Origin of the sequence: Aquimarina sp. AD10, from assembly GCF_003443715.1 — a bacterium.
Lineage (GTDB): Bacteria > Bacteroidota > Bacteroidia > Flavobacteriales > Flavobacteriaceae > Aquimarina > Aquimarina aggregata.
Genome location: NZ_CP031965.1, coordinates 2,558,627 through 2,582,616, shown reverse-complemented (window position 1 = coordinate 2,582,616; position 23,990 = coordinate 2,558,627). Strand labels below are relative to the sequence as shown.

Annotated in this window: 26 protein-coding genes; 3 read left to right on the top strand and 23 right to left on the bottom strand. The window is 31.5% G+C overall.

What is annotated here, in order from left to right; all coding sequences use genetic code 11:
* Window positions 1-384: 384 nt before the first annotated feature.
* Window positions 385-1,869, top strand: coding sequence for a S8/S53 family peptidase (locus tag D1816_RS10660; RefSeq protein WP_118502769.1), 1,485 nt, complete (start codon window positions 385-387; stop codon window positions 1,867-1,869).
* A 58-nt stretch (window positions 1,870-1,927) separates the two neighbouring features.
* On the opposite strand, the gene D1816_RS10655 is transcribed toward D1816_RS10660, so the two are convergent.
* The gene (locus tag D1816_RS10655; protein ID WP_118502767.1) at window positions 1,928-2,569 is read right to left on the bottom strand and encodes an O-methyltransferase; all 642 of its coding nucleotides are present in this window, start codon (window positions 2,567-2,569) and stop codon (window positions 1,928-1,930) included.
* A 323-nt stretch (window positions 2,570-2,892) separates the two neighbouring features.
* On the opposite strand from D1816_RS10655, the gene kynU reads away from it, so the two are divergent.
* Window positions 2,893-4,176, top strand: coding sequence for a kynureninase (gene kynU / locus D1816_RS10650; RefSeq protein WP_118502765.1), 1,284 nt, complete (start codon window positions 2,893-2,895; stop codon window positions 4,174-4,176).
* Here the strand turns inward: kynU and D1816_RS10645 are convergent.
* Window positions 4,169-5,041 carry an AraC family transcriptional regulator gene (locus D1816_RS10645; protein ID WP_118502763.1) on the bottom strand — a complete coding sequence of 291 codons (873 nt, stop codon included), beginning with the start codon at window positions 5,039-5,041 and terminating at the stop codon, window positions 4,169-4,171. The genes kynU and D1816_RS10645 overlap by 8 nt on opposite strands.
* A 156-nt stretch (window positions 5,042-5,197) precedes the next feature.
* Between D1816_RS10645 and D1816_RS10640 the strand changes: the two genes are divergently transcribed.
* Window positions 5,198-6,358, top strand: coding sequence for an MFS transporter (locus D1816_RS10640; RefSeq protein ID WP_118502761.1), 1,161 nt, complete (start codon window positions 5,198-5,200; stop codon window positions 6,356-6,358).
* A 98-nt stretch (window positions 6,359-6,456) separates the two neighbouring features.
* Here the strand turns inward: D1816_RS10640 and D1816_RS10635 are convergent, their stop codons facing one another.
* The 21 genes from D1816_RS10635 to D1816_RS10540 all read right to left on the bottom strand — a co-directional run bounded on the left by D1816_RS10635 (window position 6,457) and on the right by D1816_RS10540 (window position 23,981).
* The gene (locus tag D1816_RS10635) at window positions 6,457-7,179 is read right to left on the bottom strand and encodes a hypothetical protein (RefSeq protein WP_066312665.1); all 723 of its coding nucleotides are present in this window, start codon (window positions 7,177-7,179) and stop codon (window positions 6,457-6,459) included.
* A gap of 223 nt (window positions 7,180-7,402) precedes the next feature.
* Window positions 7,403-8,095, bottom strand: a complete 693-nt coding sequence (locus D1816_RS10630; protein WP_118502759.1) for a type 1 glutamine amidotransferase domain-containing protein — start codon at window positions 8,093-8,095, stop codon at window positions 7,403-7,405.
* A 122-nt stretch (window positions 8,096-8,217) separates the two neighbouring features.
* A complete protein-coding gene (locus D1816_RS10625) occupies window positions 8,218-8,802 on the bottom strand; it encodes a Crp/Fnr family transcriptional regulator (protein WP_066312660.1) in 585 nt (194 codons plus the stop codon).
* Between the two features lie 65 nt (window positions 8,803-8,867).
* On the bottom strand, window positions 8,868-9,236 hold the full coding sequence (locus tag D1816_RS10620; protein WP_066312657.1) for a cupredoxin domain-containing protein: 369 nt from the start codon (window positions 9,234-9,236) through the stop codon (window positions 8,868-8,870).
* Between the two features lie 111 nt (window positions 9,237-9,347).
* On the bottom strand, window positions 9,348-9,896 hold the full coding sequence (locus D1816_RS10615) for a carboxymuconolactone decarboxylase family protein (protein WP_118502757.1): 549 nt from the start codon (window positions 9,894-9,896) through the stop codon (window positions 9,348-9,350).
* Window positions 9,897-10,023: 127 nt separating this feature from the next.
* Entirely contained in the window at window positions 10,024-10,179 is a 156-nt protein-coding gene (locus D1816_RS25630; RefSeq protein WP_157766055.1) for a hypothetical protein, read from the bottom strand.
* A 210-nt stretch (window positions 10,180-10,389) separates the two neighbouring features.
* Complete coding sequence (locus D1816_RS10610; protein WP_066312652.1) at window positions 10,390-10,761, bottom strand: DoxX family membrane protein; 372 nt, start codon at window positions 10,759-10,761, stop codon at window positions 10,390-10,392.
* 36 nt (window positions 10,762-10,797) lie between these two features.
* Complete coding sequence (locus D1816_RS10605; RefSeq protein WP_066312650.1) at window positions 10,798-11,283, bottom strand: hypothetical protein; 486 nt, start codon at window positions 11,281-11,283, stop codon at window positions 10,798-10,800.
* Between the two features lie 111 nt (window positions 11,284-11,394).
* Window positions 11,395-12,243 (bottom strand): AraC family transcriptional regulator, encoded by an 849-nt coding sequence (locus D1816_RS10600; RefSeq protein ID WP_066312647.1) that lies wholly within the window; start codon window positions 12,241-12,243, stop codon window positions 11,395-11,397.
* A 194-nt stretch (window positions 12,244-12,437) separates the two neighbouring features.
* Window positions 12,438-12,953, bottom strand: a complete 516-nt coding sequence (locus D1816_RS10595; protein WP_118502753.1) for a hypothetical protein — start codon at window positions 12,951-12,953, stop codon at window positions 12,438-12,440.
* A 23-nt stretch (window positions 12,954-12,976) separates the two neighbouring features.
* Window positions 12,977-14,803, bottom strand: coding sequence for an endonuclease (locus D1816_RS10590; protein WP_118502751.1), 1,827 nt, complete (start codon window positions 14,801-14,803; stop codon window positions 12,977-12,979).
* A 188-nt stretch (window positions 14,804-14,991) separates the two neighbouring features.
* Window positions 14,992-15,309, bottom strand: coding sequence for a hypothetical protein (locus D1816_RS10585; protein ID WP_066312645.1), 318 nt, complete (start codon window positions 15,307-15,309; stop codon window positions 14,992-14,994).
* A gap of 4 nt (window positions 15,310-15,313) precedes the next feature.
* On the bottom strand, window positions 15,314-15,817 hold the full coding sequence (locus D1816_RS10580; RefSeq protein ID WP_147405071.1) for a hypothetical protein: 504 nt from the start codon (window positions 15,815-15,817) through the stop codon (window positions 15,314-15,316).
* An 82-nt stretch (window positions 15,818-15,899) separates the two neighbouring features.
* The gene (locus tag D1816_RS10575) at window positions 15,900-17,291 is read right to left on the bottom strand and encodes a GH1 family beta-glucosidase (protein WP_118502749.1); all 1,392 of its coding nucleotides are present in this window, start codon (window positions 17,289-17,291) and stop codon (window positions 15,900-15,902) included.
* Window positions 17,292-17,346: 55 nt separating this feature from the next.
* Window positions 17,347-18,945: an MFS transporter gene (locus tag D1816_RS10570; protein ID WP_118502747.1), complete on the bottom strand. Its 1,599-nt coding sequence runs from the start codon at window positions 18,943-18,945 to the stop codon at window positions 17,347-17,349.
* 414 nt (window positions 18,946-19,359) lie between these two features.
* Window positions 19,360-19,854: a hypothetical protein gene (locus tag D1816_RS10565; protein WP_066312637.1), complete on the bottom strand. Its 495-nt coding sequence runs from the start codon at window positions 19,852-19,854 to the stop codon at window positions 19,360-19,362.
* Between the two features lie 120 nt (window positions 19,855-19,974).
* On the bottom strand, window positions 19,975-20,451 hold the full coding sequence (locus D1816_RS10560; RefSeq protein ID WP_066312627.1) for a hypothetical protein: 477 nt from the start codon (window positions 20,449-20,451) through the stop codon (window positions 19,975-19,977).
* A 100-nt stretch (window positions 20,452-20,551) separates the two neighbouring features.
* Complete coding sequence (locus D1816_RS10555) at window positions 20,552-21,079, bottom strand: GNAT family N-acetyltransferase (protein ID WP_066312625.1); 528 nt, start codon at window positions 21,077-21,079, stop codon at window positions 20,552-20,554.
* 108 nt (window positions 21,080-21,187) lie between these two features.
* Window positions 21,188-21,472 (bottom strand): hypothetical protein, encoded by a 285-nt coding sequence (locus D1816_RS10550; protein ID WP_066312623.1) that lies wholly within the window; start codon window positions 21,470-21,472, stop codon window positions 21,188-21,190.
* A gap of 4 nt (window positions 21,473-21,476) precedes the next feature.
* Window positions 21,477-23,141, bottom strand: a complete 1,665-nt coding sequence (locus D1816_RS10545; RefSeq protein ID WP_118502743.1) for an FAD-dependent oxidoreductase — start codon at window positions 23,139-23,141, stop codon at window positions 21,477-21,479.
* Between the two features lie 3 nt (window positions 23,142-23,144).
* A complete protein-coding gene (locus tag D1816_RS10540; RefSeq protein WP_118506246.1) occupies window positions 23,145-23,981 on the bottom strand; it encodes an aldo/keto reductase in 837 nt (278 codons plus the stop codon).
* Window positions 23,982-23,990: the final 9 nt, after the last annotated feature.

Sequence of the window (23,990 nt, the reverse complement as noted above, 5' to 3'; positions counted from 1 at the left end):
CCTTTAAACAGTGTTTTAGATTCTTATAGCACAAGCTGATAACGATTCTTATATTTTCCAGTATTTTTTTATGATTAAATACTTGTCAATTTTATCAATACACTAAAATACCTACTTTTTTTTTAAATAATTTTTATATAGATAAGCCTTTTATAAGGAGGTCAATGTTTACTGGGGTTTCAGGGAAAAATTTTCTTAAAATTTAGTGTTATGCAAGCATAATATTGAAGTTTTAACTGATTATTTGTTAAAATTAATGTCAATAATTTGAAGATTATTTAATACATTAGTAACTTAATTGTATAAATGATAATTATCCGTACTTTTTTTGTGGATTTGTCATTTGTTAATTTTATACACAAACTCATAAATTTTATTCTAAAAATGAAAAAGATTATTCTCTTTACTTTAGGTATGCTTCTTATTATTTCTTGTTCTAAAGAAGACCCTACTAATATGACAGAACAGACCCTTGAATCTTTGGATACGCAAAGATTGCTTTCAACAAAAGAAATTAATTCATTTATTGATGCAGAACTTAAAAAAGGGAATCAAGATATTTGGCGCAATGCATCTGCACAAGTATTATGGAGTGCAGCGGTGCAAGGTAATGAGGTCTTAAGTGTAGGTTTTGGTAATAAAGGAGAATCGTTCTCTAAAAATAGATCTCCACGACTTTTAGAAATTATTGAAAATATTTCAAATGTTGTAGCATCAAACGAAAAAACAACAAAATCTGAAGCAATTCGAGCGGCTGATCAAATTCTTAATGTGATAGATGTAAATGTAACCAATCTAAAGACTGTTGAAGAATTACTTAAACTACCAGGTATTAGATATATAGAACCAATAGGTTATGCAGAATACAACAAAAGTTTGCAAAAATCTGCCGGTTGTAGTCAAGAAGGACAAAATATTAATGGAAATGATTACCGAATGATTTCTCCTAATACACAATTACCATGGAACTATGATATTCATAAAATACCACAAGCTTGGAATTATAGTACAGGATCAGGAATTACTGTAGGGTTAATTGATACTGGATTATCGGCGAATCAAAATTTACTAGGAAGTGGCTTTAATGATGGCGTATCGAGTGGAAGAAGCGTACAACGTTTTGGTACGTATATAGACTCAATTTGGTGGTGGTCCAATAATCTAGATGGTCCTAATGATCGATGTGGTCATGGTACGCAAATGGCTTCTGCTATAGCTTCTCCTCGTAATGATAATGGTATGCCAGTTGGAGTAGCTTATAATTCGAATTTAGTAGCTTATAGAGGAACATCAGATGTATTGCTAGACGATTATCATGAAAGAAAAGGTGTGAGTAATGCGTTGAGAGCTATGGGAGATCGAAGCGATGTTAAAATAATTTCTATGTCTATAGGTTGGGTTTTTAGTATTGGTAATATTAAAGATGCGGTTCGATATGCGCATAGTAGAGGTAAATTAATTATTGCAGCAGGAGGTACTTCAACTTCATTTACAAATTTTGTTGGAGTGATTTTTCCGGCAAACATGAATGAAACAGTTGCAGTTACAGGTTTAAGAGATGATGGTTTACGATGCAGTAATTGCCATGATGGTAGTAAGATCGATTTTACGTTAATTATGCAAAGAGCGGGTAATAGTGATAGAAATGTACCCGTATTAGGATTTAATAATGGTACGAGGTCATATGTAGGTGGATCTTCTGTAGCAACAGCTATGACTGCTGGTATTGCGGCATTAGTATGGGCACGTAACCCTAATATGTCAAGAGAACAAGTACTAGATAAATTAAAACGAGCTGGGGCAAATTACCCTAATCGTAATAGTAAATTTGGTTACGGAAATATTGATGCACTTAAAGCGGTACAATAGGTAAAATAGTAATTGTGAGATATAAAGGGGTGAAGAATATTGATTCTTCATCTCTTTTTTATAGTACCCTACTTATCGTTAAACCATCTCGAATAGGCAATACTACCGTTTCTATTCTTTTATCTTCTACAAGTAATGTATTGTATTCTAAAAGAGCTTTTGTAGAAATGTCATCTTGTTGAATTTTCTCAATAACTTTTCCACTCCATAAAACATTATCTGATAATATAACTCCGCCTTGATTCATTTTATTAATAATGATATCAAAATAAACAGGATAATTTGGTTTATCAGCATCTATGAATACTAAATCAAAAGTAAGATCAAGATTTGGGATAATAGTAGTAGCGTCTCCAATGTGTTGATAAATTTGCTTTCCAAAGGGAGAAAGGTTAAAATACTTTCTCTGAAAGTCTTCTAATTCCTCATTAATATCTATAGTGTGTAATACTCCATCTTGTTGTATGCCTTCTGCTAAACATAAAGCTGAATACCCAGTATAGGTGCCAATTTCTAATATGTTTTTGGGATTTATAAGTTTAGACAACATACTTAAAACTCGGCCTTGATAAGGGCCGCTAAGCATTCTGGGTTGTAGTATCTTTTGGTAGGTTTCTCTTGTGAGCTGTTGTAGTAATTTGGGTTCTTTTTCAGAATGTTGTACTACATAGTCGTCTAGTGCTTCTGGGATAAAGTGCATGTCCTTTGCTTTTTTGCAAAAATAACATATTTACATTTAGAAAATAATAGTAAACAGAAGTCGAATCATGATAATTAAGGCTTCTGTTTAGTTGGTATTAGATAAAAAGATGTTTTTCTAACATCCTGCATACCCAATGATTATTAACTTTTTTAATTAAAAATCAATGTGCCAACAAGTGCTAAGTATGTGTGTCATAGCTTAATCATTGTCATCAGTAATGCAACCTCCACATTTATCAATTATACATTCGGCATCTGTATCTCTGTCATGAATTGACGATTCTCAAATCAAATACGTATTTTTGAATCAAAACGCTAAGAATGCACTTCGAAAATACTAGAGAATTTGCCCAGAAACTTGATCAAAAAGATCCCTTAAAAAAGTACAGGGATCAGTTTCTTTTTCCTAAGGTAAACGATAAACAGGTACTATATTTTACTGGGAATTCTTTAGGACTTCAACCCAAAAATACCCGACAGTTCGTTAATGATGTAATGAAAGATTGGGAAGAACTTGCAGTAGAAGGACATTTTTATGCTCAAAAACCATGGTGGGATTACCATGAACGTTTAGCAAATCCTCTTAGTAAAATAGTAGGAGCAAAACCCGCTGAGATTACTGTAATGAATACACTTACGGTTAACCTACATTTATTAATGGTTTCTTTCTACAGACCTAAAGGAAATAGATATAAGATCATTTGTGAAGAAAAAGCATTTCCTAGCGATCAGTATATGCTTCAGAGTCAAGTGCGTTTTCATGGGTATGAGCCCGATGATGCTATTATCGAAATTAAGAAACGTGATGGGGAACATAATTTTCGAACAGAAGATATTCTTAAGACCATAAAAGAAGTTGGAGATGAATGTGCATTGATACTTATTGGTGGTGTAAACTATTATACCGGTCAGGTCTTTGATATGAAAACAATTACTAAAGCTGGCCATGATATTGGAGCTTTTGTAGGGTGGGATCTTGCGCATGCTGCTGGGAATATTAAACTTGACTTGCATAATTGGGATGTAGATTTTGCTGCTTGGTGTAGTTATAAATATATGAATAGTGGACCCGGTAATGCTTCGGGATGTTTTGTGCATGAACGGTTTCATAACCAAAAAGAAATACCTCGATTCGAAGGATGGTGGGGTACAAGTAAGGAAACTAGATTTTTAATGAAACCAGAGTTTGAACCTATGGCAAATGCAGATGCTTGGCAACTAAGTAATGCTCCGGTATTGTCTTTGGCACCATATCTGGCATCTTTAGAAATGTTTGATGAGGTAGGAATGGATGCGATCATAGCAAAAAGAAATCAAATAGTAGCATATTTAGAATATATTCTCAAAGAAATAGATGAACAAGTAGAGAGTTCATTTGAAATTATTACCCCTTCTAATCAAGAAGAAAGAGGGACACAACTATCTGTGTTTTTACATGGAGAAGGAAGAAAGTTGTTTGAGTATCTTATGAAAAAAGGAGTTATTGTAGATTGGAGAGAACCCAATGTAATTAGACTTGCACCTGCACCATTATATTGTTCTTACAGTGATATGTATGAATTCGGACAAATATTAAAAGAAGGTATTCTTAATAAAGTTAGTTAATCCTATTTTGTTTTATTAGTAATTGTTTTGTGAATTTAGAGGGAGAAGTACCTGTGTATTTCTTAAATTGTTTTGAAAAGTATGAAGGATCATTAAAACCACATTGATACATTACTTCTGCTATGGATATATCATGATGTTGAAAATATTCTTGCGCCTTTTTTATTCTAAATTCATTTAAAAAATCAATAAAATTCCTGTTAGTTACGGTTTTAAACATTCTACAAAATGAGTTTGGAGTTAATCCTAAACGTTTGGCTAATGATTCTGATCGTATTTCTACATTATAATGATCATTTATATATTGATATACTTTTGCAATTCTTTCTAACGAATGTTTATGAATATCTAAAGACAGTTGAGTTTTTAGTATAACACTCTGATCTTTGCAAACAGAAAGTTGATACAATATATTCATAAAATTAATGAGCTTTTCGGTGTTATTTTGTTTACCAAACTTTAAGAATTGCGATGATAGTCTTTTATGTACTTCAGAAGAAAATATAACACCGTTTCTTGAATGTTCAATAAATTTTAATACGGTTTTGAATTCTGGGAAGTGAGATAGTTTTTCATGAATAAAACTTTCGGGAAACTGTATGACAACTTCAATATTGTTTTTAAATTGACTGTTTCCAAAGGGCATATGTGGGATATTAGGCCCAAGAAAAACAAGTAATCCGTCATGGTAATTTTCAAAATGAGAATCTATTTGTAAACTACCACTTCCACTTTTAATAAAAACAAGTTCATATTCTGGATGTAAATGCCAACTAACAATATCGCATTGTGATTTATCAGTATAACTTTCAATTTTTAAGGATCGTGATTGATCAAAATAGATGTTTTCATATGAGATTTTCATAAAATAAAATTATCATTTTATTTTTAATAAATGTATATCAAGGAATGTTTTGTCTTAGTATTTGAATATTTTGTTTTACCCAACAAGAAACATGGTGCTTAATTTTGATGCTTTAGTTTAGAACTTGATATCATTTACGCTTAAGAATTTGTAGTTATGAACTCATTGCAATTAATTTTAACAAAATCTCGCTATTTAGGCCCTGCTTGGGTGTTTGCATCGCTAAATATAATGACAGGTACCTGGGTGCTTTATATTCCTAAAATAAAAGAGAAATTAAATATTGATGATGCTCAATTGGGTATCGCATTATTTTGTTTTGCTTTGGGAACACTCACGGCTATACCGTTTTCTTCTAAATTGATTAAGAGAATAGGAGTAGGCAAAATGACACTTATTGGAATAATTATGTATTCAATATTGTTTTTAGTTCCGCTAATTGCTCCAAGTTATATAATGCTTTGTCTTTCACTTTATATTGTTGGAATATTTGGTTGTCTTACAGATATATCTATGAATGCTTTAGTCTCTGATATAGAACAAAAGGATAATGTTCATTTCATGTCGGCATCACATGGTTTTTTTAGTCTAGGAGGTGTTATAGGTGCTGGTATTGGCAGTTTTTTGATAGAATATATAAAAGTGCCTGTTACTCATATGGCCTTTGCCATGATTTTTGTAATAATTACAAATGTAATATTAGCAAAAGTGTATTTGACTATTCAGGGAAAAAAAGAGTCTAATACTAAAAAATCAAAACCATTTGAGTTAATGAAACCCCTTTTTGGTTTTACGATTATTGCTTTTTTAATAATGGGTAGTGAAGGTGCGATTGAGCATTGGAGTAAGTTATATCTTCAGGATATTGTCTCGGTTACTTCAGAAAAAATTTCAGGTTTTGGATTTGTGGCTTTTTCTGCAATGATGACGCTAGGAAGATTTTTTGGGGATGCTGTTAGTAAACGTTTTGGGTCTTTTGTTATCATTATAGGGGGATGTTTAATTAGTATATTAGGTTTTATAGCTGTATTATCGGCTCAATTACTAATTACAATTATAGGTTTTGGTCTTGTTGGATTAGGTTTCTCTGTTGTTATTCCCGAATTATTCAGGTTGGCAGGGAGAGCCAAAGGAATTTCTTCTGCAGAGGGGATATCATTTGTAGCTGGTTTTGGTTATTTAGGCTTTTTATTAAGTCCGCCAGTGCTTGGTTTTATATCCAAATTAGAAAGTCTTAAATTAAGCTTTACAGTGTTGCTTATAGCTAGTTGTATAGCCATGATCATTACACTTTTTTTGAATAGAAAGCGAGGCTAGTAGAGCGTTGCTTAATATGATTAAGTAATTTAATAAATAACCTCAAAGATATTATCATCTTTGAGGCTAGTATTAATGTTTAATTTGGTTATTAAGTTTTAGTCTGTAATTACTTCAACTCCTGTAAAATACAATTTCCAATTACCTTTATTTATTTTATAAGTTTGAGCAATTTTGATTCCGTTATAATTTTTATAATCTTCCCATGAAGTTATAAGAGAAGGTTCAGGAGTGTTACCTTGTCTAAACACCCATTCTTTAATTATAAAATCACCTTCAAAATAAAAATCATAGGCATCTCCAGGTGTATATCCTCCTTTATCTTTATAAACAATAGTTAATTTTTGCATTTCAGTATTGCTTATAGGAGCAGTTGCTTTTATTTGATGTTCAGAAGTAAAACTCTCTGCATCCCAGATAAGATTATACGGGGTTAATAGCCAATATTTATCATTAATAAAGCCTCTGTCAACTTTTGTCGTTATACTATCCATGTTTGCCCTATTATAGGTTATGGTATCTTTTTGAGAAGTTAATGTTACTATATCCTCTTTGGGTTTCCAGGTCCATGAACGTTCAGAATGAATAGTATCACGATCTATATTGAATGTAAATTTAATTTGGGACACTTTATCCCAGTTTTTAAAACCATTTGCATATGCAATTGCTTCTGCTGTAGTTGTAATTTTTTCTTTAGTATCGGTAATAGGTTCTGGGTTTTTAACCTCTGTTTCATCCTCGTAACTTTGAGTTTGTTTCACCTCATTTTTACAACTAATACCTGTTAATAATACTAATAGTAATGCGATTATACTTTTCATTTTAGTTTAATTTTTTGCAAAAGTAGAGAAAAGATCAGATTGTCATAATTTACAGCACTTTGTGTTGAAGTTTTTAACAGAACTTTACAAAATGATACGCCGATATAATGTTATGCAAGAGATAAATAATACTATAACTTATATACGTTGTTTGTTTTGAAAAAGAAAACCTTGCTGATAACTTAAAACAGCAAGGTTAAACTCTTTAATATGTATTACTTTATTAATTAACTTGTACAGCTTCTAAGGTTTTCTTTGCAGCTAATACAGAGGATTGAGGATTTTGTCCTGTAATAAGATTTCCATCTTCGATTACAAACTCACTCCAGTCATCCCCTTTACGATAGATTGCCCCATCATTAGTAAGTTCAGTTTCAAGTAAAAAAGGTACTACCTCTGTTAATTGTACAGCGGCCTCTTCAGTATTTGTAAACGAAGTAAGTCTTCTTCCTTTTACAAGAGGGGTATTATTATCTAACATAACCCCTTTTAAAGCGGCTACTCCATGACATACTAATCCGATCGGTTTATCTTCTGTATTGAATGCGGTAATTAATTTTGCAACTTCAGAGTTATCACTTAGATCCCACATAGGACCATGACCACCAGGAAAAAATAAGACATCATATTCAGATGGATTGATGTCTGATATTTTTTTTGCATCTTGAATAGCTGCTGTGGCTACTGTATCGTTATTGAATTGTTTTGTATATTCTGTTTGCCAATCTGGCTGCTTACTTGTTGGATCTAAAGGTACAATGCCTCCTTTTGGTGAAGCAATTGTTACTACTGCACCTTCATTAATAAAATTATAGTAGGGGGCAGCTAATTCTTCTAACCAAACTCCAGTTTTTTCTCCTGTATTACCTAGTTTATCGTGTGACGTTGTTACGATTAGTACATTTAAGTTTTTCATTATATAAAAGGTTTTAAATTATTTGTTTTTATATCAATTCAGAATATTAATTGGATTACTGAATGAGTTTACAAATTTCGTAAACCTTCAAATAAAATGTAGTTGATCTTTGTTATGAAATTTTATTGACCTATGTTAAGAATTTGCCTACGAAGACGACTTAAACTCTCTGGTTTGATACCAAGATAGTTGGCTATGTGGTAATTGGATATGCGTTGTTCTATGTTAGGATATGTTGATAAAAACTCTAGGTATCGTTCTGCACTTGTTTTTTCCAAAGCAGATAATATTCTATCCTGAAAAGCAACAAATGCATTTGTAAGTTTTATGCGAAAGAAACGTTCTAAATTTGGAATCTCGAGAAAGAGTATTTCCAAATCTGACTTTTTGATTCCGATTAACTCTGTGTTCTCGATACAATCTATTGTTAATCTTGCTTTTTCTTCTTTAAAAAAAGCTTTAAAGTCGCTAATCCACCAATCTTCAACTGCAAACTGAACGATATGCTCATTCTCATCTTTATCAATATGGTAGGCTTTAAGACATCCTTTGATAACATAATATTCGTATTGAACATCATCACCTTCTTGGATTAGGTATTGTTTTTTCCGAAGTTTCTTATAAATAAGCAGACTTGTAAACCGATCCCATTCTTTTTGAGTTAGTTGAATGTGTTTTGCAATATGTTGTTCAATTTCTGAATACATATCGCTAAAATAAACAAAAAAAGCTTCCTGTTACGGAAGCTTTTTTTATCTAATTTTTAAGATAATTACTCTACAGTAAGAGTATATGCTGGTGTTTTATTTAAAGGACAAAAGTACTCGTATTCTCCTTTTTTAAGAGTAACAGTTTTAGAACTTTCAGTCTTTCCGTCAGCAACTACTTTAGTTACGTATGCTTCTTTTATATGATTTTTAGCATCAGATGCGTCTTGACCTTTCTTTACTAGTACAAAACCTACATCAGTACCTACATTATTATTAGAGATGTTAAAAACATAACTTCCTTCTGATAATGTAATTCCTTTTTGAGTAAATTCTCCTTTTGTTTGCTCTAAAGAAACAGTTTTTACTTCTTGAGCAGTTGCGCTAAATGTGATAGCTAAAATAAATGTTAATGCTGTGATTACGTTTTTCATGGTTTTACTAATTTAATTTAAATGATTTTTATTAATTACTTGTTTGTTTTGTCATAAAAAAATGAGAACCTTACTTAGTTATGACAATTTTTTATTTATTTTTTTTACTCCTTATGCATTTGCCGCTTCAAGTGGCTGTGCTTCTGGGAAATCAACAGGTACTTGTGTAGTTTTGTGTAGATAATTACTTATTGTTTTGTCACCTACTAATGAAATTACATCTATAACGCTACCTTTACTATATCCTGCGTTTAAAAAGTTTTCTAATACCTCTGTGTCAGTTGCTCCTCTGTTTTCTGTAATATTTCTTGAGAATTTAGCTAGTGCGTCTAATTTAGTATCAAAAGAAGCTTTTCCTTGTCTTAGTTCTAAGATTTGTTCTTCAGAAAATCCGTTCATTTTCCCAATAGCTGTGTGGGCAGATAAACAATATAGGCAATTGTTAACTTGGCTAACAGCAAGATTTACAACTTCTTTTTCTTTGGCAGATAGAGATGTTTTGGCATTAGAGAAGTTTAAATAATTCTCTAAAGCAGTGTCACTATGTGCATATGTTGCAAATAAATTAGGAACAAAACCTAATCCTTTATTCAGGTTATCAAATATTGCTTGATTATTTGCGCTTACTTCTTCTCTTGTTGGAACATTAAATGTGCTCATAATTATATATTTTATTTTTTAAATGTTTGTTTTATTTGATGATACAAAGATCAGGTAGATTTGGATGAGAAAGAATGAATGTTTTTCCCGATAACTTGTCAAATCTTCCTGACCTTAATTTTTCATTTTATTTTTGAACAAATGGGCGTTCTACATCACAGTAAAAATCATGAATACCTTTTTGTTCACAATGTGTTTTTGGTGATATAGCGTTAATTACTTTTTTTCTTCCTTTAGTAAAAATTTCGATTAGATTGAAAATTGATTTATTATTATTTGTCATCTTTTGTTATTTTAATTGATCCAATATTTATACAAGGATCAGTTACTATTTATTTTAATTTATAGTACAAAGATGCGATATGAATAGAAGTGAAAAAATGGTAGTTTTTCCCGACGGCTTGTCAAAAACTCCCGAATATAAAAAAAGGCCTCTCAAACTTGAGAAGCCTTTTATTTATATAATAAGAATATGTAATTTTAAATTTGTTTTTTAAAAGAACTTAACTTCTTTTCTTTTTATCCAAAGAATAATGGCGCTTAATATAAAGGTTAATACAGCAGTAAAAAACAAAATACCACCATCTCCATTAATCTCGATACCTAATTTGGTTAAATGCATCATTATGGCACCACCAATAATTCCTAATGTTAACATAGCTCCAACCCACGCAGTTTTAGGTATGAGTAACAAAATTCCAGCAATTAGTTCACTAATTCCTGTGGCTATTCTTCCGTAAGGTTCTAAACCAACTTTTGTAAAAATGTATACGCTATCAGGATGCGCTGTAAATTTAAATCTAAGTGTTTGAATCAAAATAATTGCAACGATAATTCGTAGCAATAGGGGTGCTATTTTTTTCATGGTTGGAGTTTGTGTTGATTACGTTTTTAAGGGATTTTAGAAATCTATAGAAAGTACACTAGGCAAATCATCTATTTTACCATTAAAAGTACTTTTTCTTGAAACACTATATAGTTGTTGTAAATTATTGTCTTTTTTAAACTGATGTTTTAATTCGGGTAATTTATCTCTAAGAAAAGCAGCAAAAGCTTCAGCATCACGACTTCGATTTGCCCCTTTGCGAATAGTTTTTAAATATCCTGCAGTCAAAATTTCTAAATTACTTCTTTCCGAAAGAAAAAGTAAAAAGCGTCCTTCTAGTTTTGCTTTTTTAATTTGTTTTCTAAAATCAATTTCATCAGAAGAAATTAAATTTTCGTTATAATTACTAAAATTATTTGTGTATACAACTTCTTCAAGATTGTCATTTAGATAAACAGTCTCTAACTCTTCTTCATATCTTGTTTGGGCATTACTTACGGCAAAAGCCAAAAACAAAATGCTGAGTAATCCTAGTTTAATTTTAATTATCAAATTTTTCATATCTATCCCCTTTATTCGAAATTTGTTTTCAATGATATATTTTACTTTTTTGTTCAACAAAGTTGCAACAAAATTAGGTGTGATAGAATGGAGCTTTTTCCTTTACATTTGTCAATAATTCCCTTGAGGTTCTAATTTTAATTGTTTTTTGAACTCCGACGGAGAAAATGATGTATGCTTTTTAAACATTCTGCTAAGATGAGAAGCATCCTCAAAACCTAATTCATAGGCTATTTCTTTAGCAGTTTTATCAGTATATATAAGTAGGCGTTTGGCTTCCAAAATTACGCGATCATGAATGATCTGCAAAGGACTTTTCTTAAGTTTAACAAAATTATTGGATAATGTTTTAGGTGATTTAAACAATTTTTCTGCATAAAATGCTACAGAATGTTCTTTTCTGAAATGAGTATCGACAAGCATATTAAACGATCGGATCAAGTCTCCTTGGTCCTCAACATGATCAAAATTACTTTGTTGCTTAATTAGACGAGTGGTAGTGATAATAAATCTGGCCATTAACATGCGTAGCATCTCTGCCTGAATGGTGTCTACAGTATCAAGTTCATCTAAAAATACACTATGTAGTTGTTCTAGTTTATTACGTTCAGAAACACCAAGTTTAACTAAAGAAACGGCACTATTGCCATGAAATAAAACACCCATACAGCTTACTTCTTTATCGTGATCCTTAATACAATAGAATTCACGATTAAATTGATAAACTATAAGATCAGAGCCGCTTAAGTATTTAAAATATTGATTTGGAGTTAGAACAACAATACTATCTTTTTCTAGGGTTGTTACAATTCCATCAATTTCGATAATTACTTTACCATTTTTAGACCAAATGAAAGTATAAAGACTAATTAGTTTTGATACTTTATAGTCTAATAACAACTCTTCATCGGCTACTTTTAATAAAGCTTCGGTTGAAAATTCTTTAAACTCCTTAATCATATGAGATGTTTGTCGATTTTTTGTTAGCTACATTACAAATAATAAAGGTAAGTTTTTTTTGGTTTTATTATCGACCGAGTTATTGTTTTCATAAAAGTAATTGGGGGTAGCTTTTATAATTATGATAGTAATATCCTTTTGTTTAAGATTAGAATATAGGTGTCTATTTTGTGTTTTTAATTCTTCTAACGTATTTATTCTTGTTTTTTAAACCCTTCTGGAAGTTCCCAAGTTTTAGATGACTTTTTTATTGTTTGTGCCACAGAATAACCTAAACTGTACAGTTGTTTTTTATCGTTTGTCGAGATGTTTTTAAAATTCACTTTTTGAAGCTTTTTAATAAATTCTCCAAGTTCTACCATTTTAGCTTCTACCTCACGGTCTTCTACAGCAGATAATTCTACCCAATACAATTGCCAGAATCTTTTTAGAGCATGCTTACATTCTGTGGGTTGATAATCATCTGCATAAATTATACTAGATATTGTTTCGGTAGTTTCTTTATATTTAATTGATTGGATTTCTTTGAATTTTGAAATGGCTTCAAACTGATTTCCCAGATGTATTTTTTTGAGTTCAAATGCCCTTTGTTCTAGTTCGTTTTCTTGTAATTTTCTTTGTCCTTTATTAAACTGATATACCCCAATTAGTATTCCTGCTAGAGTTACAACAGAGGTTAGTGACTTGATTATTAATTCTGATTGTGTCATAGTTATTAGATTTTATTGAGTAATTATAATCCTTTCTTGAAATCAATCTTATCGCCCAATTCCGGAAAATCAATTAAAGGGTTTCTATTGCCTTGCATTTGATGAATTTTATAGTTTCTATGTTTTTCATAAATAGTTACTGGGTGTTTTTGATTCCATTGTAGTAGTGTGTTTAGTCTTGATTCATCATAATTATTATCTAACATTCTTGGGTATCTTAGTAAATAATAGAGTGTGGCCCGAGCTACTGCTCCTTTGTTAAATTCGGGCTCGAATTTTTTACCTTCTCTTTTTCCGCATTCTTCTCGAACTACTTCTTCAATTTGAGCAGGATTATAATCTGCAAAATCATAGTAGGGGATATTACTTCTAAAACTGTTACATCTAGACTCACAAGCAAAGAGATGATGTAAGTCACCTTTCATAGGATTGCGTTTGATAAACCAAGATTGAGGGACAACATGTTCGCAATTATAGGGTAGACTATACTCTATGCTATCTATAGAGGCTGAATAATCTTCAAGTAATACTAGATTATTATTTTTCTTAAGTTCTAATAATTTTGATTTCCTTTCTAAATCAACTCGATCATCTTCTAGTATAAGCTCTTCTACTGTAAATTCTTTTCCTGAGTAAATACTGCGAATTTTTCCGTTTTCTTGTACATCGACTTCAGGATATACATATTTAGAAGGCTTATACGGTAAAATATTTTGGTGAGATCTACGAAGTAATATATTTAGGTCATTAAATAATTGATCATTATTATTTAGATCAATAGTTGTATAATATTCTTTGATTTTTAAATTATCCTTTTCACTATTATAATAATCATTATCTACCCCAATACTGGGTCTTTTTATGGAACCATTTACAAGATTATTGCCTTGTAGAATTTGACGTAAGAAGACTTTTTGATTTTCTGTAGCATTTAACCGAAGATACTTAATGATTGAGCTAATTCGTATTCCCTCATTGGCTATCCAGTTAATAGCTTCTTCCCCGTCAAAATGACTCCATATTCTTCCATCTTTAGTAAGAATATTACCTTTAGTATCTCTTTCTGGAACACCAGAATGATGTAACGCAACAACTTCCCAGTCTTCATTAAAAACAGACGATCCCGATGATCCGGGTTCAGTATCAGTTTTATAATGTACAAATTGATCAAAAATATCAATTACTTCATTATTCCTTAGAGCAATTTGTTTTCTTTCACCGTTAGGATGTTGAATTATAGATACTTTTTCTCCTATTTGCAATTTCCCGATTTCTTCAATTAATTTAAGACTTCCAAAATCTGTTAAATTACTTCTTCCATCATAAGAGACACCTTTTACAAATACAATTGTAAAATCAAGATCTTTTGACGTTATAAAAAGTTTATCTGGTTCAAAATTAAAAGCAACAGGATTTGTGGGGTATGAATTCTGATCTTCTTGATAATTAAACTCTATATAGCTTTTATGTGCATCACTTTTAGAGGTAATAACATGATTATTGGTAATCATTAAATTTTCCCCGATCAAAAAGCCAGTACCATAGCCTTGCCCGTTATCAGAGTTAATTGTGATACGACCTACTGCATGTGATGCATGCAATCCCTTTGATAAAAAATTAATATTTAGTAAATCATCAGTTCCAATAAGTCGTTCTCGTGTTATTTTATCTGTAAACAAAACGCTATTACTTTCGAACCCTTTGTATTCTAGTCTTTTAAGAAGTTGACTTGTGTCAATGTATTTTCCAGAAGGTTTGAGTGCATTTACTTCTGTTCTGTAATCTTTTCTTCTTTCATATCTTTTTTCTGTTATAGATAGATTTTCTAAAAAGCGGTCTACGATGATCATTTGGTGGTGTATTTAGTGAATAATAACTTGTTGTTTCAAAATTATCTTCATTAAAGACATAGTTCAATACCCAATAATAGGTATATTGAAAATGATTGATATACAGTTGCTTAGGAAAGGGTAAATAGTCAAACAAAATTTTCTACATGTACAAATAATACTGAGAATTCCGTAGATTTAAGAAGTTGTTATTTCACTGTAGAATCAATGACTTTCCAAAGGACATCAATAATAGCATTCCAAACGGTCTCTATGGTTGCAGATAAAATGCCTTTAAGTGTATTTACAAAATTTGTTGTCATAGCTTCTAAGCCATCTAAAAAGAATTCTTTTAATTCTTTATCAATATCGCCATTTTCAACTCCTTTTTGAATAATTATAGTTTGTTTAGCAATAGCTTCTACTTGGCGTTCACTAAAACCTCTAACACTAGAGATGTCTTTTTCTAAAATCAAAGAAGCAACATTTTTAATCTCTGTGATAAGATTTACTACTTTTTCGTCCATTATATTATCGTTTTAAAAAGCTTTCATAGGTTATTGCTTGATCAAGAAAGATTTCTATTTGACCTTTAAATGCTTCTACAGCAAATGGTTTAATGCCTTTAGATCTATCGGTATCTTTCATTTTAGTTAGTGTTTCTGCTATTTTTTGAAATGCAAATGCACTTGGGTAATATTCATCTTTTACAGTTGTATGCCCTTTGATTTTAAGGAGCTTGTTAATTTGTTTTGTAGCTACATTTCGAGGCACAGGTCTGGCTCTTGCCTGAAGTTTTAATGCATCAAAAGCACCTATTAAGTAATTGTATATTGGTTCTCGATTTTTAAAAGTTTCCTGAGTAACACCATTACTTACAGATGCCACAAAACTCATCGTCTTTTGACTTGTAACACTAACACTCTCTACAATAGCTTTATCATATTCTGGTGCTAGTACTGTTTTGCAGCTTGTTATAAAAAGCATACTGCATAGTAAAGTAAGTTGAACAAACCTTATACTTATGATACTCATAGAGCTATTTTTGTATTAAAAGTTATTCTCTTTTAACACGGAAGATAAGAACTATTTTTTGAATTTTAGAAGGATCAAAAAATTATAGCAAGTCTATATTAGCGCTATTGTTTTTTATTGCTTCTCTAAACCAAAGTGCCGATTTTTTTGGTTTACGCTGTAGTGTTTCAAAATCTACGTAATGTAGGCCAAATCTTTTGTCGTATCCAGAAGCCCATTCAAAGTTATCCATAAAGGACCATGCAAAATAACCTTTTAATTTTACGCCACCTTCAATAGCCTGTTGACAGGCATTTAAGTATCCCTTATAAAACTCTAAACGTTCTTGATCATTAACTTTTCCGTCGATGAGTTGATCGGCATAGGCGCATCCGTTTTCTGTAATGTAAATTTCTGGTTTATCATAACGATTATCGATCCATTCTAACATTTTTTTACATCCCCAAGGTACAACAGCCCAGTTCATTAAAGTAAGATCCCAATTTTTATCCAACGACAGATCCACTTCTTGATCTTCAGAGATACCACCATTTCCATAAACATTTCGGTCTTTAGGACTACCATCATCATGGGCTGCATACATTGTAGTATAGTGATTTAATCCAAAAAAATCAGAAGTACCTTTAATCATTTTTTGTTCTTCTAAAGAAAATTTTGGTAATCTATCTCCTAAACGTTCTTTCATTGTTTCAGGATAATCTCCTTTGTATATAGGATCTGCAAACCAAGCCAGAAAAAACTGTAAAGCTCTTTCTGCAGCCTCTTTATCTTCATTACTATCTGTAAGGGGTTCTCTCCAGTCACAATTATTAGTGATCCCTATTTGGCCTTTTTGATGTTCATATTTTTTTCTATAGATATGTACGGCCTTAGCATGAGCAAGAATTAATTGGTGACCCGCTAAATACGGTTCAGAAGTAGAAACTCTACCAGGAGCAAATACACCTTGTCCATAACCAAGAATGGCAACAACCCAAGGTTCATTTAGGGTTATCCAGTTTTTCACACGATCTCCAAAACGTTCAAAGCATAAGTCAGCGTAAGTGGCAAAATGATCCGATATTGAATCTCCTAACCAACCATCGTCCTCTAATTGAAGTGCTAATGGCAAATCCCAATGATATAAAGTCACCCAAGGAACAATATCCGCTTTTATAAGTTCATCGATTAATTCAGAGTAAAATTTAATTCCTTCTTCATTAATTTTTCCTTTTCCTGTTGGCATAATTCTAGACCACGCTATTGAAAAACGATAGGCTTTAATCCCAAGATCTTTCATGAGTTGGATGTCTTCTTTGAACTTATGATAGTGATCACAAGCAATTTCACCTGTTTCGCCATTATGTGTTTTACCTGGAATACTCGAAAAAGCATCCCAAATAGAAGGCCCTTTGCCATTTTTTGTTGCAGCACCCTCTATTTGATAAGAAGAAGTAGCGGTACCCCATATAAAATCATTTGGAAATGTGTTCATTTTTAAAAATTGTGTAAGTATGGTTATTGATAAGAGCTAGTTAATTTATATTTTGTTATTCTGAAATTCTTCTTTGATTTAAATCAGAAGTTATTTGTCCCATTTTTTTACTAGTTAAAGGGTACATAAGCATCATAGCTGCAGCAATGAGTGCCACTATAGTAGGAATCCAGCTCATCAACATAATCATACCGGGAATAGCACCTTCTATAGTTAACGTATCTTGCCCATTGTAATTAAAAGCACTTAAAGTAAAACCGACTATAGCACCAGCTATCCCACCACCAAATTTTGTGGCAAAAGAGCCTGCAGAGTAAATGAGTCCTGTTGCTCTTCTTCCATTTTTCCATTCTGAAAAATCTGCTGCATCTCCTAACATTACAAAAAATAAAGTAGGAAACATTGCAGAAGCGAATTCTGATATAATTCCTATTGAGAATATTGCACCGATGCTTTCTTTTGTGCAGAATACAAATAAGGCATTTACAACACCAGAAAAAATTAAGGCATAAATAAATAGATTTCTTTTTCCGAATTTTTTACTCAATGGGGCAGTGAAAAATGCTCCTGCAATTGAAGCTAGCATTAAGCCTACCAAATAAGAGGCGGATAGCAATTGATCATTTAAATAATGAGTGAAATAAATAATTACAATACCTTGTTTAATAGAGTTGTATATATTAAACAATAGACCTATAATAAGTAAAACAACCCAAGGTTTATTGGTAAACAGATTTTTAAAATCTTTCCATAAATTACTTTTTTGATCTTTTGGAGGTAATATTCGCTCCTTAGTGGTCAAAAATGTAATTAACATTAATAGGGCTAATAATGCCGACATTACAAACATAGATTTACTATATCCCTGTTTTTGATCAATAATTGAAATGTCATCATTTGATAGTTCTTTCTCTCCAGTAATTGTAAAGCTATAATTTTGCCCTTTTGTCATTTGAAAACTCTTACCTGTAGTTGGTGCATTTTCAGTTTTGTTTGGGTCGTTCCATACAAAAGAGGCAATACCATCTTTAGTTTTAATGTTTACATGCTCAACATCTTTCGAAGCTAAAATATCTACTTTGAACGTTTCTTCATTTATTTTGGAAATTTGGATTGATGGATCTACATTACCAAAATAAGCTACCAAAAAGAGTAAAGCTCCTTGAACTAGCATACCTCCTGCAAAAGCTCCTGCCATTCTAAAAGAACCAATACTGGTGCGTTCTTTATCATCGCCAGTCATTACACCCATAAGCGCCCCATAAGGGATGTTATTTGCGGTATAAACTAAAGTAAAAAATAGATAACTGGCATATGCATAAAATATTTTGCCATTTTCTCCTAACTCAGGAGTAATAAATAATAAAGATAGAGATAAGCCTAGAGGTATAGCAGTCCACAAAATCCATGGGCGAAATTTACCATATTTAGAATTGGTTCGATCACCAATAATACCCATTAATATATCACTAATACCATCGCTTGATCTGGCAACAAGTAATACGAGACCTGCAGTTGCAGGAGTTAAACCAAAGACATCGGTATAAAAAATAAATAAAAAGGTAGCAACACCTCTCCATGCAATATTTGCAGCACCATCACCAAGTGCGTAACCTATTTTTTCTTTTAACGAGACTTTGTTATTTGTTTCCATTTAATATGGTTTTCTAAAAGTTTATATTTTGGATTTTGCCTCATGGATATGTTTCTTCTTTTCAAAGAATTCTATTAACTCATGTGGTAAGTATGGGGTATAGAAGAGTGAAATAAGAAAGTATCACAGACAAAAGATGTTGTTCTATCGGTCAATTTAATATGACTATTGTCACTCAAATATATATTTTTAACTTCACAATAGAATGTTTAGATATGAACTTTACTAGACAATTTTAAAAATAAGAGGAGATTTTTCGAATTTAAGTAAATTTGTTAAGATTTATTAAAGATTTAATTTTCGACAAAAATTGAAAATTGAAATGTAAAGATGATTAATTCGTAAAGTTAAATAGCAAAATGTAATACATTTTCTAAAATTACTTTTATTATATGTCAATACTATAAGTTTGGATTAGTTTTGTTCAGAGATTAATTTTTCATTTAGTTTTTGAAGATAAACTTTTTGGAGTTTACTCCAGTAACTTGAAGTCATAGGGCTTTTATATAACTTTTCTGTTTTTCTGTCCAGAATAGAAAATTTCTTTACGCTATATAAGTAATCTCTTTGTTTCGAATAGTTGTATCCAGCAGATTGATAGTTGTAATCAAAAATAAACCTATAGATATCGGTATTTTTGTATTTCTCATCTTCTAAGAATTCACTTTCAGTAACAAACTCGTACTTGCCTTTGTAAATCTTCTTGACATTCTTTTTTAAATATTTATTGTAACTTCTGTGATGTGTTATAAATATCATTGTAGTAGTATCATCCTTTCCAAATTCTACAGGGATGGCTCCTTTTTCTTCTGTTAGTTTTTTGTTTGCAACTGATTTGGTAATAGCTCCACAAGAACTTAGTAAAAAAGAAAAGAGTATTAAAAAGACTGTTTTTTTGAGAGTATTCATAGTAAACTTGTTAAGGTTTTATTGTTCGATTGATGCTTTCCAGTTTACTAAAATACAGATTAATCTTGTACAGATTTTTGTGGACTTATCTAATGGGTAAAAATATACAAGTGTGTGATGTTATTTTAATCTCCTGTAAAGTTCAATATTCTGGTAAATAGTGTCATTATTTTTATATTGAATGATCTGTTTTAATACATCTTCTTTAGATAGATCTATTTTTATTGGATAGATGTTAGTATATGCTCTTAAAGGAATTGACATTGATGTTAATGTTTCTGTTAGAGTATCACTTTTATATGTATAAGTTCCGTAACCATGCCATTCTAAAGAATCAATAGTTGCATTAGATGTCCACATTACGTAGCCATCAAGGTAAATTTTATGTTGGACTTTAGTACTATCCGAGATTATTGTATCACTATTTGAAAGACGGTAGAAGTTGGTTTGTTTCCATACACCTTCTAAGGGATCTATTGTTTTATGAATTGAAGTATGCTCTAATTTCTGTTTACAAGAGCAATGCATAAATGTAAACCAAAAGAAAAGAACTAAATACCTTAAAATCCTAATAGTAATAAAACTAGTGCTTTTCATTATGGTTTGAGTTTAATGATTGAAGGTAGTGATTATTAAGATAGGAATTTAAAAGAATTTGAGTTGTTACAAGATAAAGATTTGATTTAATCTATTCTTCCTATTCATTGGCAGAAACAGTAAGGTTTATTTCGAATAAACAAACTGGACCTTGCTTATAGTGTTCAGGTAATCCTTGAGTGTTTTTCAGGTCAAAAAAACCTAGAAAATCAAACCCAGATTTTTTATAATGAGCTATTAATTTTTCATTATTACCTATGGTGTCTAATCGAATATACTTTTTATGTGCTTTTTGTGCATATTCTTTTGCCCACTCTACAATTTTTGTCACAAAGTTGTGTCCTCGAAAATCTGGATTAGTAGCAATTCGATGTATATAAATTGCGGGATCACTATTTTTTTCTTCCCAAATTTGTTCATCGCTAAATGTTGTAGCCCAAATACAAGCGATTTGATTATCAATAATTATTTTCCATTGGTGATTTTCCGTAATCTCTTGAGTTATAAGTTCTCTTTGAAACTTAGGCCATAGAACTACTGTTTCTTTTGATTTTTGATATGCTGTAGCAATTTTATATAATCTAAATATTTCATCAATGTCGGTGATAGTAGAATTTTCTATATTCATAATGGTCCTATTTTGTGAATACAAATATCTTAGTAATTTTTAGGGAATAGAACCCGAAACTTGCTAAGGTTTAAAAATTAAACAAGAGTCATATAATCTGTAAACGGTTTAATATTGTAAGAAAGATTTGTGTTCATAGCACCATGCCCATTTTTCATTTGGTTCAGCAGAGATTATGACAGAATGTGCATTGTGTGATGCATAATGATTGCTCGCATGTTTATTGGGTGAAGAATCACAACAAAGTGTAATACCACATTCCTGACAAGTTCTTAAATGAACCCAAGAGTCTCCTGTTTTGATACATTCTGAACATTGATAACTATCGTTTTTTTTGATCGTATTTTTATCAAAATGTTGTAAATGATCACATATTTTTGGTTTAAAAGCCATAGTCTTATCTTTCTGCTAAATATTCGTGTACAAATTTTATAGCCATAGCTCCTTCACCTACAGCAGAAGCAACTCTATTCATAGCGCCTGCTCTAACATCTCCAGATGCAAATATTCCAGGACTGCAGGTTTCTAATAAAAATGGTTCTCTATCTTTTTTCCAGATTTTTCTAAAATTATCATATCTGGTTAAATCTCTACCTGTTTCAATAAAGCCTCGTTCATTTTTAATAATATCAAGAGCTAACCAATCAGTATAAGGTCTTGCACCAATAAAAATAAATAATGCATCTGCCTTTACTGTTTTTGTTTCTGCAGTAGCGCTGTTGCTAAGTTTTAATTCTTGAAGACGTTCGTTTTTGCCAATTGCTTTGGTGATATTAGTATGTCCTAATACGGTAATATTTTCAATAGCATCTATCTGATCAATAAGATAACTAGACATACTACTTGATAGGTCTTTTTTACGAATTACAATATGTACATTTTTTGCAAATTTAGAAAGATATACGGCTGATTGTCCGGCAGAGTTTCCTCCTCCAACGATATAAACTTCTTTATTATGACATGCTTGCGCTTCGGTCATTGATGATCCGTAGTAAATCCCTGCTCCTGTATATTCTTCGATACCTTCTGAGTCTAGTTTTCGGTAATTGACGCCTGTGGTTATGACTACACTTTTTGTACTAATAGATTCCCCATTACCCAACATAATATTTTTATAGCCATCTTTTTCTGAAATAGAAGTAACTTCCTGAGGGGATAAGAACTCTATTCCAAATCGTTTAGCTTGAGTGATAGCTCGATGTGTTAATTCTTGACCACTTAGTCCGTTAGGAAACCCTAAATAGTTTTCTATTCTAGAACTGGTGCCGGCTTGGCCTCCTGGCGCATGTTTCTCAATTAATAAAGTTTTTAAACCTTCGGATCCTCCGTATACGGCAGCAGCAAGTCCCGATGGTCCAGCACCTATAATGACTACGTCATATAGATTGTCTTTAGGATGTGCATTTAATCCAAGTGCTACAGCAATATCTACAATGTTTGGGTTTTTTAAACATTCCCCATTTTGTAAAGAAACAACAGGCATATCCTTTGCGGTAAGACCATAAAGATTGATAATCTCTTTAGCTTTTTCATTATTTTCTACATCTAACCACTGAAAAGGAAACAAATTGGCTGATAAAAAATCTTTTATATCATGAGATTTAGGAGAAAATTGATACCCTAAAACTTTAATACCGTCAAATTCTGGTTGGAAATCTAGTTGCCAAACGTCTAATAAGTCATCTAATGTTGGATAGAGCTTTTCTTCAGGCGGATTCCAAGGTTTAGTTAAGTAATAGTCTAGCTGAACATCATTAATAGCTTTAATAGCTGCATCAGTATCAGAATATGCAGTTAGTAACACTTTTTTTGCTTTCGGATAATATGCTTTGGCTTTCGTTAAAAATTCTACACCTAACATTTCGGGCATTCTTTGATCTACTAAAAAGAGTGCAATAGTCTCACTTTTCTTTTTTAAATCAACTAACGCTTCAAGGGCATCATTTGCAGAATCAGTACTCATGATCCTGTAATTACTTCTATACTCAGATTTTAAATCTCTAGTTACAGCGCGCAATACCTGTGGATCATCATCTAATGCAAATATGATAGGTTTCTTCATGTTTTAAAAATTGAAATTATCAGGATCTGGCCCAGTTCTTTGATTTTTATCTAATGCATCGATATAATTCATATCCTCAGCAGATAATTCAAAATCAAATAGATTTGCATTCGCGATAATACGTTCTTTTTTAACGGACTTCGGAATTGTAATAACCCCTTTTTGTAAATTCCAGCGTAATACAATTTGAGCTACAGTTTTTTGATATTTATGAGCTAAATTATCTAGTATTGATAGTTCGAAAATTTTTCCTTGCATCATAGGTGACCATGCTTCATAAATAATTTTGTGTTTATTACAAAAATCGATTAGGTTTTGTTGTACCAAATGAGGATGAAATTCCATTTGGTTTACCATAGGAGTAATTTCTGAATGGGATATTAAATCTTCTAAATGATGTTGCATAAAATTACTAACACCGATAGCTCTTATGCGTTTTTGTTTATACAACGTTTCTAATGCTTTCCAGGTGTCATTATATTTGCCTTTTACTGGCCAATGTATCAAATATAAGTCTAGGTAATCCAGTTGTAATCTTTGAAGACTTTCCTCAAATGCTTTGATGGTGGTGTCATAACCTTGATCAGAATTCCACACTTTACTAACAATAAAAAGTTCTTCTCGCGATACTGAAGCAGTACGAATCGCTTTACCAACACCTTCTTCGTTTTTGTAAATACTTGCAGTATCAATATGTCGATAGCCATGGTCAATAGCCCAATGTATAGCATTAATTACTTCACTATCGTTATCGGCAAGATATACTCCCAATCCTAAATAGGGCATTTTAATGCCATTATGTAAATCAAAAGTTCCTTTGATATTTGTAATGTTATTCATTTGTATTTG